At 68.7% G+C, this 14,090-nt stretch carries 11 protein-coding genes; 2 read left to right on the top strand and 9 right to left on the bottom strand.

The window, feature by feature from the left end; translation table 11 throughout:
- Window positions 1-35 precede the first annotated feature (35 nt).
- Entirely contained in the window at window positions 36-572 is a 537-nt protein-coding gene (locus ACI2K6_RS12955) for a hypothetical protein (RefSeq protein ID WP_404568780.1), read from the top strand.
- Entirely contained in the window at window positions 569-3,196 is a 2,628-nt protein-coding gene (locus ACI2K6_RS12950; protein WP_404568779.1) for a hypothetical protein, read from the top strand. Before ACI2K6_RS12955 ends, ACI2K6_RS12950 begins: the two co-directional genes overlap by 4 nt.
- Before the next feature lie 73 nt (window positions 3,197-3,269).
- On the opposite strand, the gene rfbB is transcribed toward ACI2K6_RS12950, so the two are convergent.
- The 9 genes from rfbB to ACI2K6_RS12905 are packed head-to-tail and all read right to left on the bottom strand — an operon-like array spanning window position 3,270 to window position 13,965.
- Entirely contained in the window at window positions 3,270-4,283 is a 1,014-nt protein-coding gene (gene rfbB, locus ACI2K6_RS12945; protein ID WP_404568861.1) for a dTDP-glucose 4,6-dehydratase, read from the bottom strand.
- Window positions 4,280-5,221, bottom strand: coding sequence for a UDP-glucuronic acid decarboxylase family protein (locus tag ACI2K6_RS12940; RefSeq protein WP_404568778.1), 942 nt, complete (start codon window positions 5,219-5,221; stop codon window positions 4,280-4,282). Before ACI2K6_RS12940 ends, rfbB begins: the two co-directional genes overlap by 4 nt.
- A 31-nt stretch (window positions 5,222-5,252) precedes the next feature.
- Entirely contained in the window at window positions 5,253-6,134 is an 882-nt protein-coding gene (locus ACI2K6_RS12935; protein ID WP_404568777.1) for a glycosyltransferase family 2 protein, read from the bottom strand.
- Window positions 6,135-6,183: 49 nt separating this feature from the next.
- Window positions 6,184-7,248, bottom strand: coding sequence for a glycosyltransferase family 4 protein (locus ACI2K6_RS12930; RefSeq protein ID WP_404568776.1), 1,065 nt, complete (start codon window positions 7,246-7,248; stop codon window positions 6,184-6,186).
- Between the two features lie 37 nt (window positions 7,249-7,285).
- Window positions 7,286-8,530: a lipopolysaccharide biosynthesis protein gene (locus ACI2K6_RS12925; RefSeq protein ID WP_404568775.1), complete on the bottom strand. Its 1,245-nt coding sequence runs from the start codon at window positions 8,528-8,530 to the stop codon at window positions 7,286-7,288.
- Window positions 8,527-9,654, bottom strand: a complete 1,128-nt coding sequence (locus tag ACI2K6_RS12920) for a glycosyltransferase family 4 protein (RefSeq protein WP_404568774.1) — start codon at window positions 9,652-9,654, stop codon at window positions 8,527-8,529. The genes ACI2K6_RS12925 and ACI2K6_RS12920 overlap by 4 nt, the downstream gene beginning before the upstream one ends.
- Window positions 9,654-10,853, bottom strand: coding sequence for a glycosyltransferase family 2 protein (locus tag ACI2K6_RS12915; protein WP_256977408.1), 1,200 nt, complete (start codon window positions 10,851-10,853; stop codon window positions 9,654-9,656). The genes ACI2K6_RS12920 and ACI2K6_RS12915 overlap by 1 nt, the downstream gene beginning before the upstream one ends.
- A complete protein-coding gene (locus tag ACI2K6_RS12910) occupies window positions 10,850-12,049 on the bottom strand; it encodes a glycosyltransferase family 4 protein (protein WP_404568773.1) in 1,200 nt (399 codons plus the stop codon). The genes ACI2K6_RS12915 and ACI2K6_RS12910 overlap by 4 nt, the downstream gene beginning before the upstream one ends.
- Complete coding sequence (locus tag ACI2K6_RS12905; RefSeq protein ID WP_404568772.1) at window positions 12,049-13,965, bottom strand: DUF6541 family protein; 1,917 nt, start codon at window positions 13,963-13,965, stop codon at window positions 12,049-12,051. The genes ACI2K6_RS12910 and ACI2K6_RS12905 overlap by 1 nt, the downstream gene beginning before the upstream one ends.
- Between the last annotated feature and the right edge of the window lie 125 nt (window positions 13,966-14,090).

The following is a 14,090-nucleotide window of genomic DNA, read 5'->3' as shown; positions in this document are numbered from 1 at the left end:
TGTCACATCCGCATCACCCGAGTTAGAATCCCCTCATGTCTCTGCGTGCGCGTATGTGGACGCTCGTCGCGGGCGTGTTCGTCGTCGTTCTCCTCGGCGCGATCATCGTGATCGGGATGTCGCTCTTCGGCGACCGCGAGGGTGACGCGGCCGGTCCGATCGATCCGCCTGACAGCGAGCAGTTCGTCACTCCGCTGCCCACCCCGACCGCCCTTCCGCCAGAGCAATCGGCCGCCCCGACCGACCCGTCAGCGCCATCGCTCGCGGCCGTGACCGTCGTCCTCGCCGCATGGCAGGTCACAGACGCCGGCGCGATCGAGGCATCCGCGTTCGTCCAGGCTCTCGTCGAAGACGACGGAACCTGCGTTCTCCACGCCCGGTCGGGTGAGACCGTTCGCGAGATCGCGGGCACCGCCACCCCGACCGGCCAGAACACCTCGTGCGGCTTTCTCGTACTGCCGGCCGATGAGCTGGCCGCGGGGGACTGGACGATCTGGTTCGACTACACTTCACCGACGGCAGCAGGCACCTCGGAGGCCGTCACCCTCGCCTACGACAAGGACGCTCGATGATGTCTCGTCTCCTCACCGCGCGCACGCTCGGTGTGCTGATCGTCGCGGTGCTGCTGGCCGGAGTGATGGTGTCGGTGACGCCGCCGACTTCGGCCAGTGCCGCCGACGCACGCAACTTCGATCCCGGCAACATCATCTCGGACGCGAACTTCTACTCCACTTCGACGATGAACGCCGGCGACGTCCAGGCATTCCTCGACGCCAAGGGCAACCGCTGCTCACAGAACTGCCTCAAGAACTTCTCGATGAACACCGTCGCGAAGCCGTCGGAGGCGGGGCTCTGCAACGGCTACACCGGCGGTCTCCGCCGAACCGCCGCGGAGATCATCGACGGCGTGGCGAAGTCGTGCGGCATCAGCCAGAAGGTGCTCCTCGTGCTCCTCGAGAAGGAGCAGAGCCTCGTGACGATGAACAACCCCGCGGACTGGCGATACCGCTCCGCCACGGGCCAGGGGTGCCCCGATACGGCGCCGTGCGACGCCGCGTACTACGGCTTCTTCAACCAGGTCTACGGGGCCGCGCGCCAGTTCAAGATTTATCAGAAGTACGCCGACACCTACTGGTACAAGGCGGGGATGACGAACAGCATCCTCTATTCGCCGACTCAGTCGTGCGGCCGCAAGTCGGTTTACATCGTCAACCAGGCCACCGCGGCGCTGTACATCTACACTCCCTACACGCCCAATGACGCGGCGCTGCGGGCGCAGTGGGGCGAGGGCGACGGCTGCTCGGCGTACGGCAACCGCAACTTCTACATGTTCTGGGCGACGTGGTTCGGCGACCCACGCGGCTCGCTTCCCGAGGCCGAGATCCAGGCCGTCCGCGAGGCCAACCCGGCGCTGGGTGCCGCCCGGTCATCGGTCGAGTGCAACGATGCACGCACGGGATGCCAGCAGCGCTTCGAAGCGGGCGGGGTCTTCTGGACCGTAACCGACGGCGCGAAGAAGGTCGACGGGGGCATCTGGGGCCTCTACCAGCAGAGCGGGCAGCAGACCGGATACCTGGGCTACCCGAAGGGCAATGCCGTCTGGTCCGACGTCAACCAGGGCGGGTGGATACAGCCGTTCCAGCTCGGCTCGATCTACTGGTCGTCGGTGGCGGGCGGTCGTATCGTCTCGAGCTCGATCGGCACTGAGTACCAGCGTTGGGGCGGCCCCGCGGGCGCACTCGGCTGGCCGATGACCGACCAGCGCTGCGGCCTCGTCCGTGGGGGATGTGAGCAGGTCTTCCAGAACGGTTCGGTCTATTGGTCGGCGAACGGCGGTGCATGGGGCGTCCGCGGCGGCGTCAAGCAGAGCTTTGACGCTCTCGGAGGCCTCGGCGGAACGATCGGCTACCCCGTCGGGCCGGAACAGCACCGCACGGTCAACGCAGAAGGGTGGGTGCAGGGCTTCGAGGGCGGTGCGATTTACTGGCGCGACGGCTGGGGCATCCACATGTTCGGCGCGATCCGTGATGCTTATGCCGGCGCCGGATACAGCGATGGACGCCTGGGCTGGCCCACCTCCACGCAGAACTGCAGGTCGGACGGATGTCGTCAGGACTTCCAAAACGGCTCCATCCTGTGGACCGCCGCAGGGGGCGCAAAGATCGTCGAGGCGGCGTTCCTCCCCGTGTACGCGGCCCAGGGCTATGAGAAGGGCGGACTGGGCTACCCCACCTCCGACGCGCTGACGCGCTCGGGCAATGGCGACGGCCTCGTCCAGGGCTTCCAGGGCGGTGCGATCTACGCTCCTGCCGCCAGCGGCAAGGTGATCCTGATGTCCGGACCGATCCGCGACGAGTACGCGCGCCAGAACTACAACTGGGGCGACCTCGGCTGGCCACTCGACACGCAGAAGTGCGACCTTGCTCAGGGTGCATGCAAGCAGGCCTTCGCCGGAGGCGACATCTACGCGCATCCGACGCTAGGTGTCTCGCGCATCGATAAGGCCATTGTCGTTCCGTTCAACGCGCGCGGGGCCGAGAGCGGCTTCCTGGGCTTCCCGCTCGGTGCAACGCAGCGACGTGACGGCAATGGCCAGGGCTTCGCGCAAGCGTTCGAGAAGGGTGCGCTGTATGTCATCGGCTCACGCGCGTCGGTCATCACCGGCCCTATCCGCGACGAGTATGCCCGCCAGAACTACAACTTCGGCACTCTCGGATGGCCGAAGGCAGATGCCGTGTGCGGCCTGACCGGCGGCGGATGCAAGCAGGAGTTCGACACCGGTTGGATCGTGTCGTCCGCGAAGACGCCGGCGATCCGCATCGACGGCGGCCTCTGGGAGACCTGGATCGCGCGCGGCGGCGAGAGCGGCGAGCTCGGATACCCGACCTCGGCGGCCTACGCGCGCAACGGTGGTGGCTGGAGTCAGGACTTCGAGCGCGGACGCCTCTCGTGGACCGGCGATCGCGGCGGATTCGTCGAGTCGTCGTCCTCCTCCAGCGCGACAGCCCGCAACCGATCCACCCCCGAGACTGGCACCGCTCCCACGACCGAGAACTCACCCGCCACCGGGAACACGCCCGCGCCGAGCGAGACGCCGACCACAGGAACTGCCCCCGCGACCGGCACCACGCCGGGGACGGGGTCGGCCCCCGCGACGCAGCAGCCCGCGACCGGGTCGCTCTCGGGCAACGGCTAATCCCGCTCGGCCGGGTGGCGGGCCCGACGGTCCCTGCCCGGTCGAGCCCCCGTGCGAGCCTCAGCCCCGGGTCTCAGCGCTCGGTCGCCGCGTAGTAACGCTCGACCCTGTCCTTATCGGCGGCCCACCACGCCTCGTTTGCGCGGTACCAGTCGATGACCTGTCCCAGGCCCGTCGCGAAGTCTCGGTGGCGGGGACGCCATCCCAGCTCGTCGCGGAGCTTGGTGGCGTCGATCGCGTACCGGCGATCATGACCCGGGCGGTCCGCGACGAGGTCGTAGGCGTCCGAGGGCTGTCCGGTGAGCTCGAGGATGAGCTCGACGACGCGGCGGTTGCTGCGTTCGCCGTCCGCACCGACGAGGTACGTCTCGCCGATCGTGCCGTTCTCGAGAATGGCGAGGACCGCCGATGAATGGTCGTCGACGTGCATCCAGTCGCGGACGTTGCGTCCGGAGCCGTAGAGCTGCGGACGACGCCCCCGCAGCACATTCGTGATCTGGCGGGGGATGAACTTCTCGACGCTTTGGTATGGGCCGTAGTTGTTCGAGCAGTTGCTGATAGTGGCGCGGATGTCGAACGAGCGCACCCAGGCCTTCACGAGCAGGTCGGAGGCGGCTTTACTCGCGGCATACGGTGACGACGGGTCGGGTGCCGTCCGCTCGTCGAACCTCGCGGTGTCATCGTAGGCGAGGTCTCCGAAGACCTCGTCCGTCGAGACGTGGTGCAGCCGCGCGCCGTGCGCACGTACCGCTTCGAGCAGTGTGAAGGTGCCCACCACGTTCGTCTCCACGAACGGACGCGGATCGTGCAGTGCCCGGTCGTTGTGCGACTCGGCGGCGAAATGCACGACGGCGTCGCTCTCGGCTACCAGCGGCGACACGAGAGCCGCGTCACCGATATCCCCCAGCACGAACCGCACGCGCGGCCCGAGCAGGTCGGACACCGTGTCGATCCGCCCTGCGTATGTGAGCTTGTCCAGGATCGTCACGTCGTGCGAGGTGGCGCCCATGACGTGACGGACGAAGTTCGAACCTATGAAGCCGGCTCCGCCGGTGACGAGGAGTCTCGTGTCGGCCTCCTCGCTCAGGCCGCGAGTACGCCGCGGAAGTAGTCGATCGTTCGCTCGAGGCCGGCGGTGAGTGCGACCGACGGCTTCCAGCCGAGCTCGCGCTGGGCGATGTCGATGTTGGGCTGGCGCTGCTTCGGGTCATCCTGCGGCAGCGGGCGGTGCTCGATCTCGGAGGTGCTGCCCGTGATGCGCAGAACCTCGTTCGCGAGCTCGAGCATCGTGAACTCGCCAGGGTTGCCGACGTTGATCGGCCCCGTGACGCCGTGATCGGTGTTCATCAGGCGAACCATGCCGTCGACGAGGTCGTCGACGTAGCAGAACGAGCGGGTCTGCGATCCGTCGCCGTAGATCGTGATGGGCTCACCGCGGAGAGCCTGAACGATGAAGTTCGACACGACACGGCCGTCGTTCGGGTGCATCCGAGGCCCGTACGTGTTGAAGATGCGGATGACCTTGATCGAGAGGTCGTGCTGGCGCCGGTAGTCGAAGAACAGGGTCTCGGCGGCGCGCTTTCCCTCGTCGTAACAGGAGCGGGGCCCGATGGGGTTGACGTTGCCCCAGTAGTCCTCGGTCTGCGGGTGGATCGCGGGGTCGCCGTAGACCTCCGAGGTCGATGCCTGGAGGATCGGCACGCGGAGGCGCTTCGCGAGACCGAGCATGTTGATGGCGCCCATGACGCTCGTCTTCGTGGTCTGCACCGGGTCGTGCTGATAGTGCACCGGCGACGCGGGGCACGCGAGGTTGTAGATCTTGTCGACCTCGAGGTACAGAGGGAAGGTCACATCGTGACGGATCACCTCGAAGTGCGGGTTGTCGAAGAGATGCTCGACGTTGCGTCGGGATCCGGTGAAGAAGTTGTCGACGCAGATGACTTCATCGCCTTCGGCGAGAAGGCGCTCGGACAAGTGGGACCCGATGAACCCGGCTCCGCCGGTGATCAGAACTCTCGATGACACTTCCGCAGTCTACCAGCGGGACCCGCGCGCCTCAGCGGGTCGTCGAGACCATCCGCGCTTTTCCGAAGGTGCGGCCTAGCTGCCCCTCGAGGCGCCCGACGAACATCGGCCAGCCGTCGCCGATCGTGATCGGCGCGGGGTTGCGGACCCCGTACAGCAGACCGGCACCCGTGAAGGCGAACCGCCACCACAGCGGGTAGCGGTGGACTCCGAGAACCCGGGCAGTACCACGACCGTATGCACGCAGCTTGCGGCGCCGCTCGGAGGTGGACAGACCGAACCCGGTCGAGATCCCGTCCACGTGGACGTCCGCGGGGAGCCAGCGGAAGTCGTGCGTCAGGCGCGGCTCGTGTGCGAGCGCTCGCAGAAGAAGGTCGGTGCCCTCGGCGACCTGCCACGGGGTGGCGGCACCCGGGCCGAGCCGCTCGTCGAAGCCGCCGATGGCGTCGAAGAGCGATCGGCGCATGAGGATGCCCATCTCGATCACAGCCCAGACGTTGAAACGGTCGAGGGGCGTGCCGGGCGCGGGGAGCGTGGTCTTGGGTCCGCGCTCATCCCACGACGTGAAACCGCCGGCGATGAAGTCGTCGGCGTCGACGGCCGCATGCAGGGCGGCGACCGTCCCTGCCGGGTAGACCGTGTTGTCGTTCGGGAACGTGACGACTCGTTCGCCTGCGGGAAGCGCGGCGACGCCGGTGTTCCGACCGAGCGAGGCGCCGCGGGCGGAGGTGGCGGCGGTCACGGCCATCCCGCGGCCCGCGTATTCGGCGACGAGGGCCGCGACCTCGTTCTGTTCGCCCTGCGCGACGATGGCGACTGCATCGCCGTCGCGCAGTTGCGGCTCGAGGGAGTCGAGCAGGGTGCGGAGCGGGCCGAGGCGGCCCAGGGTCGTCACGACGAAGCCGAGGTTCACGCTTCTGATTGTCCCCTGTCGACGGGGCCGACGCGCAATCCCGCCGAACTCAGCGATGATTCCCGTCCAGCAGTGCGTTCCACGCGGTGGTCGTGGCCGCCCAGGTGAATCGTTCCGCGTTGTGCCGGCTGCGCTCGCGCAGGTCGGTCCGGCGAGCGGGATCGCGCACGAGCTCCATCATCAGTGCACCGAGAGCCGCAGGCTCTGCCGCGGGGAAGTAGAGCGCCGAGTCCTGCAGGATCTCGCGGTTGACGGGGATGTCGGAGGCGAGCACGGGCGCTCCGTAGCTCTGCGCCTCGAGAGGTGGCAGCCCGAAGCCCTCGTGGAAGGACGGCCAGATGAACCCGTCGGCGTCGGCGAAGACGCCGGCGAGCTCGGAATCGGAGACGGGGCCGCGCCAGCGGATGCGTCGCGACGGGATGCCCTTCTCCGCGGCGTAGGGCTCGAGGTCGGGATCGAGCCTGCCGACGAACTCGACGACGATCGGCACATCGTCGTCGACATGACGCAGCGCGTCGATGACGGCGCGGGTGTTCTTCGCGGCGCCGTGGCGTCCGAAGGCGACGAAGCGGATCTCGGTGTCGTCCGCGGCCGGGCGCGTCGCATCCGGCGACCCCAGGCTGTCGGCTCCCTCGTAGACCACGTCGATCGTCTCGGGCGACACACGGAACCGCTCGGCGATCTCGCGCTGCGATGTGTGGCTCACCGTCACGAGCCGTTGGCCACGGCGCAGCATCCCGAATCGCACGGCGAGGTGCCACTGGACGCGGAACAGGAAGGTGAAGTCCCCAGGACGGATCGTGGGCGCGATGTCGTGCAGGACGGTGAACTGGTTCCGGTATGCCACGGGTGCGATGTTCGCCAGGTTCAGCAAGACGGGGGAACCGTGCCGGTGCAGCCAGCGGGGGAGCTCGAGCTGTTCCCAGACCGGCCCGGCCGACCGTCCCACCTTCTCGATTCGAACGCCATGGATGCCTGATGTATCCGCCGAGGCGGGGACGAGCAGAACGACGTCGTCGCGAGACGCCGCGAGATGCTCGGTGAGCTCGGTCGCGAAGCGGCGCACGCCCCCGAAAGAGTCAATGAGGAAGCGGCCGTTGACGGCGATGGTCATCGTGCGGTCCTTTCGGATGAAGCCGCCCGAGCGGCGCTCACGGCGTGGGCTCGACGCGGGTATTGCGGAGATCATGCAGAACGCGCAGGCACCGGCGGGCGAGGAGCACCGTGGCCGCGCCCTCGGTGACGGCGTAGCCGAGGGCCGCGCCGACGGGACCCCAGGCGATGCCGAGCCCGATCATCAGCGGAATGCCGAGGGCGGTAGCGATCAGCGTCGCACGCATGACCGCACCGGCTTGCCCGGCGGGAAAGAGCACCAGGCGCGCCACGGCCGTGCGGACCGAGAAGAAGAAGAACACCGCTCCCAGGACGGCGAGGATCTCGAACGGCGCTGGTGCGTTGGGCAGGTAGACGCTCGTCAGCCAGGGGCCGACCAGGGCCAGTCCCGCCCACCCCGCGACACCGGTCGCGGTCGCCAGGCCGATCGCGATCGTCATGCGGCGTCCGCGATGGCTTCCGTGCGCCTCGCCGATCCACGCCTGAAGTGCGTTCGCGAGCGTCATGGGGATGAACTGGCCGAGCTTGAGCATCTTGTCGCCCGTTGCATAACCGGCCGCGGCGATGGGTGTCGCCGTGACGTTGACGACCGGGGCGGGGACGCTGGAGTAGCCGCTCAAGCCGGCGTCGTTGAGGGCAACTGACAGGTTGGAGCGCAGAAGGCGGGGCAGGTCGCGGGGCCGCGGCCACGGACCGGGATGCCGACGAAGCAGGCGCACCGTGAAGATCGAGGTGCCGACCAGCGTGACGAGGATGCCGGCGAGGGGATACAGCACCACGATGCCCGTCGAAAGCACGAGCCCGGCCGCCGCGAGGTTCGCGAGCAGACGCGGCGCCGCGTCGTAGATGACGATCGTGCGGGGGTCCCCGATGCCGGCGCAGAACCAGGTGAACGACAGGGCGATGAGCGCCCCCTGCATCCCCATCAGGATCGTCAGCCATTCGGAGCCCGGCGTCGCGATCAGCCAGCAGATGACCGCCAGTGCGGGCAGCGCCAGGATCGAGATCGACAGGCGCACCGCGATCGACTCGCGATAGAGCTTCGCGCGCTCGTCGTCGCCCGCGGCGACCGAGATCAACGCCGGGCCGATGGTGGCCCACCCCCAGCCGATCGCGATGGCGGCGAACGTGCCGATCGACTCGCCGGCGATCGCGCTCGCCCACCCGCCGGGACCCGCGATCGTGGTGACGGCAGGCAGGGCGATGATCGGGGAGAGCGCCGCGATCGCCGGTACGAGAAGGAAGCCGAGCAGGCGGCGCTTCATCGAGGGTTGAGTGGTCACCGGGAGGACTCCGACAGGGTCGCCTCGAGGACAGCGGCGGTGGCGTCCGCGGCGTCGTCCCAGGTGAATCGTGAGGCCCAGGTCTGCGCGGCGGCTCGTGCCTCGGCATCCCCGGGGTCGCTCACGGCTCTGGTGATCGCTGCGCCGAACTGCCCGGGGTTCGTCGCGTCTGCATAACGGGCGGCATCGCCCCCGACCTCGCGCAGCACCGGCACATCATTGGCGAGGACGGGGACACCCCGGCGCAGCGCATCGACGACCGGAAGCCCGAACCCCTCGACGAGCGAGGGGCAGACATAAAGGTCCGAGACCTGGAACAGCGCTTCGAGCTGGTCGTCGCTCACCCAGCCGGGCAGGAGGACGTCGCCGTCGAGCCCGAGCCGCGAGACCTCGTCCGCGAGCGGGTCGGGGAGCCGGCTGCCGGCGATGACCGTGAGAGGGCGGGCCTCCGCGGCAAGCGTCGCGAGCGCCTCCAGCAGCCCGACGAAGTTCTTGTGCGGCATCCGGTTGCCGACGCTCAGGGCGATCGGTCGATCGGTCGGGAGCCGGAGCGTGTCGAGGGCAGACCACGGGTCGTCGACGGGGCGGGGGTCGGCGCTGCCGTTGTGAACGACCGAGATGCGCTCGGCGGGGACGCGCAAGTTGCGCGCGATGCTCGCGGCGGCAGCATGAGACACCGTCAGCACGCGATCGGCTGTCTGCGCGGACCGGCGCATGAGCGTCGAGGTGACGGTCCGTTGCGCACGTTGCGCGAGGGTTCCCCGCACCTCGTCGTAGATGGCGTCGTGCACCGTGACCACGCGCGGCGTGCCGCGGAGGATCGGGCCGAAGTTGGCCGGAGCCCAGACGAGGTCGGCGCGCCCTCGGCGGGCGACGACCTCGGTCGCCGCCACGGCCCCCAGCGCCCACGTGGCGGGGTCCGCGCCGATCCAGGCGAGCGACTGGACGTGCCCCGGGAAGAAAGCACGGACCTTGTCGGCTCCGACTCGCCCGGTCAGCGCGGCGAACCGCACGTCGGGGAATCGCTCGGCGAGTCGAGGGGTCAGCTCGCGCACATAGGTCTCGGTGCCGCCGCGCGACCCGGTGAACCCCAGCAGGTCGACGAGCACCCTCCGCGACGGCATCAGCTCTCGATGACGGCTTCGGGACGCTGCTCGCGCCGCGGCGTCGTGAGGACGCCCGAGAAGAAGCTCATCATGATGGTCTGGAATCCGAGGATGATGGTGAGCGCGCTCGGAACGGCGATGCGGACCGCCTGCGCGGCATCCTGCTGGCCGAAGTCGGCGCTGCCCCAGACGCTGACCTGCACGATCCCGATCACGATCCCGAGCAGGAACAGAGCGACGCCTGCGAGCAGCCCGCGTTCGGCGGACCATTTCGCGACGATACGGCGGTACCGCTCACTGGTCGGGAGGAAGCCCTCCTGGGTCGCGTACAGCTTCGTCAACCAGAAGAAGAGCAGCGCTTGGAAGCCCGTGACGCAGAGGGCGCTCGCATAGACCATCGTCGTGACGTCGAAGCCGATCCCCCCGATCTCGACGCCGCCGAACGCGAGCACCGCGACGGCGATGGCGCCGAGGAAGAACGCCACGAGGCCGGGGTAGACGAAGAGCCAGCGCGGAGCGAAGAGAAGCAGGAACCGCAGGTGACGCCAGCCGTCGTGCCAGCTGCGGAGGTGCGGCGGACGGGACCGGCCATCCTTCTTCAGCGTTGTCGGGACCTCTTCGATCCGGTACTTCGCGAGGGAGGACTTCACCACCATCTCGGAGGCGAACTCCATACCCGTCGTCTGGAGGTCCAGCGCGCGCATGCGGTCGCGGTTGAAGCCCCGGAGGCCGCAGTGGAAGTCGCGGACGTTCGGCCGGAAGAAGAGCTGACCGATCGTGGACAGCACCGGATTGCCGAGGTACTTGTGCAGCGGCGGCATCGCGCCCGGGGCGATGCCGCCGGCGAAACGGTTGCCCATCACGAGGTCGGCTCCCGCGCGCAGACGCTCGACGAACGGCTCGAGGTTCTCGAAGTCGTAGCTGTCGTCGGCGTCGCCCATGATGATGTAGCGGCCGCGGGCGTTGTCGATGCCGTTGATGAGCGCGGCGCCGTATCCGCGACGGCTGGCCGCCGATACACGCGCGCCGAGGCGGAGCGCGATCTCCTGCGAGCCGTCCGTGCTGCCGTTGTCGGAGATGAGGACTTCGCCGGAGATCCCGGTGCGGGCGAGGAAGCCCTGGGCCTTGCGGATGCAGACCTCGAGCGTCTCGGCCTCGTTGAGGCACGGCATGAGAATCGTCAGTTCGACCTCGGTGGACGGGGATGCAGCTGTCACGGAGTGTCTTCTTTCGTCTTCCGGGCGATGCGCCGCGGGGGTTCGAGGGCTTCGAGGATTCCCTCGACGGTACGGCGGATTGTTCGGGTCTCGATGGCGGAGTCGTACCAGGCGCGTGCGGTGCGACGGAGCTCGTCGCCGCCGTCTGCGACGGCGCAGATGGCGGCCGACAGGTCTTCGGCCGACGCGGAATCGGCGACGACGCCGTTGACTCCCGCCTCGACGAGTTCGGTGGCGGCGTTGCCGGGGTCGGACACGAGGACGACGGGCGTGCCGTGCGCGTTCGCCTCGACGACCACCAGGCCGTAGCCCTCGCGCCGTGACGGATTGACGACGCAGAGGGCTCCTTGCATCAGCTCCGCGAGCCGTTCCTCGTCGACGAAACCCGGGAACTCGGTCCACTCCTCGCCGGCGGCGTCCGCGACGGCGGCGCGGACGGTGTCGCCGCTCGGTCCTCGCCCCAGCACGACCAAGCGCAGTCCGGGGAGGTCACGACGTGCCTGCGCCACCGCGGCCGGGAGAGTCTCGACCCGCTTGTCGGGGATGTGTCGCCCCACGTAGAGGACGTACGGCGGTTCCGACGCGGGGGTGACCGGGCCGGCCTCGACCGTGCCGTCGATGAGTCCCGGGCTCACCACCGGAGCCGAGCGCAGGCCTTCGGCCCGCAGCCGTGTCGCGCTGAGCTGAGAATGGCAGGTCGCGAGCGGCGTGACCGCGATCGCGACGCGCTGGAGCACCCAGGCGATGGTGCCGGTGACGGCACCGGAGTATTCGATCCACTGGCGCCGCGGCCAGACTTCGAGGTAGTCGACGACCAGCCGTGTGCCCGACCCGAGAAGCGCGAGACGGGCGGCGAACACATTGAAGATCGGTAGTCCGCTCACGATGACCGCGCCGTAGCGACGACGCCGGCGTACGAGCGTCCCGAACAGGCCTGCCGCGAACCGGATCGCCGCGGGGATGCGCCGCACGCCGTCGGCGGAGTAGAGGGAGAGGCGGCCGGTGACCGGAACCACCGTGAAGGCCTCCGGCAGTTCGCCGTCATCGTCCCACTGACGCGACGTGAGGTAATCGACCTCGTGGCCGAGCTCCACCAGCTCGTCTGCGAAGGCGCGGTACTGCCGCTCCCCGCCTCCGGTGGTGAAGGGGAAGAGGCAGTCGTAGGCGACCGCGACACGGCGACGCGGGATCACCATCAGCATCCTTCGATGCGGAACAGGCGTGCTTCGGGACCTTCGGAGTCCACGAGAACGAGGTGCTGGCCCGGTGCGAGATCTTGGATGCCGTCGTAGGTGACCGCCTGCGACTGGTCCATCACGTCCTGGCGGCCGAAGTCCAGGACGTAGTCAATTCCGAGGTCGTCGACCGTCGAGCAGACGGCCGGGTCGGCGTCGATGTTGCGCAGATGGGAGTTGAGGTACACCAGTTCGGGGGAGGGGGATCCGAAGATGTGCCGTTGAGTCACATCGCGATCGGACAGGGCGAGCGCGAGCGACGCGCCGGTCCGCGGGCTTCCGATGATGAGCGCGTCCTCGGTGGTCTCCTCGGGCAGTCGGTCGAGCAGAGCTCGTTCGTCGGCGGTGAGGAGGATCGAGTCGTCGGTGTAGGCGTAGGCCTCGTGAACCTGGGAGATCGCGATGCGGACGTTGGGGCCGACAGCGACGGAGAAGAGGGCGATCAGAGCTACCACGAGAGCGACGACGCGGGCCCAGTTCGGGGCTGAGAGCCGCGCGAGGGCTCGGCGGCCTGCGTCGTAGATTCCCATGGCACCGAGGACGGCGACCGGGATGGCGGCCATCGGCAGCAGAGCCGCCAGACGGTTCGAGTCGTTGTACCAGGGGTTGGTGAGGAACTCGCGGAGCGGGTGGTCGATACGCAGGCCCGAGGCCACGACGAACAGCAGTACGGCGACGGCGAAGGGAGCGAGCATGGGGAGAGACTTCGGTCGTCGCATCGCCACGACCGCTCCGGCCACGAGGAGGACGGCGATCACGATGGTCGGCGTGTACCCCCGAGGGGAGGCCAGCGCGGCCTCACCGAACGCTTGCGCAAGGTTCTGCCAGGGCTTCCAGCCCGAGTGCTCGGCCGAAGTGCGGAAGATCGACCACGTCGCGGCACAGACCACGGCAAAGCCCGCGGCGCTCGCAGCGAGCGTCCACCACTCACGCCGCGACCGGCCCGCGATCGCGCGTGCGAGCAGCGTGCTCAGCGTGGTCGCGGCAGAGAAGGCGAGAAGGGCCAGGAAGGCGTTCGGGTGTCCGAGGAAGACGCCGCCCGCGAGAAGCACCACGAGGAGCACCGCGCGGACGACCCCAGCGGGTCGGCGCTCGCGGAGCGAGAGGACCACAGCGGCGAGCCCGGCGGGCGCCATGGCGTAGCCGACGAGGTTGGGGTAGAGCACTCCCCAGTTGAGGAAGAGTGCGGGGAACGCGCCGAAGCCCGTCGACAGAGCCGCGGCGGCGACGTAGGCGGCTCTGCGACGGTGGAACATCGCCCCGACGAGCGCCATCATCGAGGCAGGCCACAAGATGGCGACGAAGCCAAGATTCGCGGCGTTGATCCCCACCGGAACCGAGACGCCCGTCAGCTCGACGACGAGCGTCGTGATGGCGTGCCACGCGTTGGGGTAGCCGCCAATGTCCGAGGTGGCGCCGATCTGGAACGGCGACGCGCTGCCGCTCTTCACGGCGAGGGCGATCGCGTTGAGGTGGACGATGTTGTCGAATCGCTGAGCGATGTTCTCAGGACCGCCGAAGGCGCGTGCGAACAGGAGGCCGAGGCCGCCGGCTGCCGCCGCCAGTGCGCCGGCCGTGGTCAGCAGTGTGCCGCGGGATGAGGGCGCGTCGTCTCCTCCCGCGAAACGGCGGAGCACGAGACCGATACCTGCGACGACCGCCGTGATGATTGCGAGCGGGATCAGACCCCAGCGCAAGCCGACGAGCGGTGCGATCGTGGCGGCGATGGCGGCGATGGTGACCGAGATGGCCGGCGCGAGGAGCCAGCGAGAGGGGTTGCGCACCCCCCATCCGGCAGCCATAACGATGCTGCCCGGGATGATCAGGAGGAGCGCAGCGACGAGGATCGACGGAAATATGCTGATCCAGCTGTCCATTCGATCCCGACTCCGTCACTTCGACAATTCGACATGCCATCGTAGCCGACGCCTCCGACAGGCTTTCCCACGCTTTCCTCAGGCCAGCGGAATGCGTCGCGTAGGATCGATGATGCCCCGCGCGG

This window comes from Microbacterium sp. NPDC006705, from assembly GCF_044903545.1.
Taxonomy (GTDB): Bacteria; Actinomycetota; Actinomycetes; order Actinomycetales; family Microbacteriaceae; genus Microbacterium; species Microbacterium plantarum.
The sequence above is the reverse complement of the archived record's forward strand: the minus strand, read 5'-3'. Positions and strand labels throughout refer to the sequence as shown.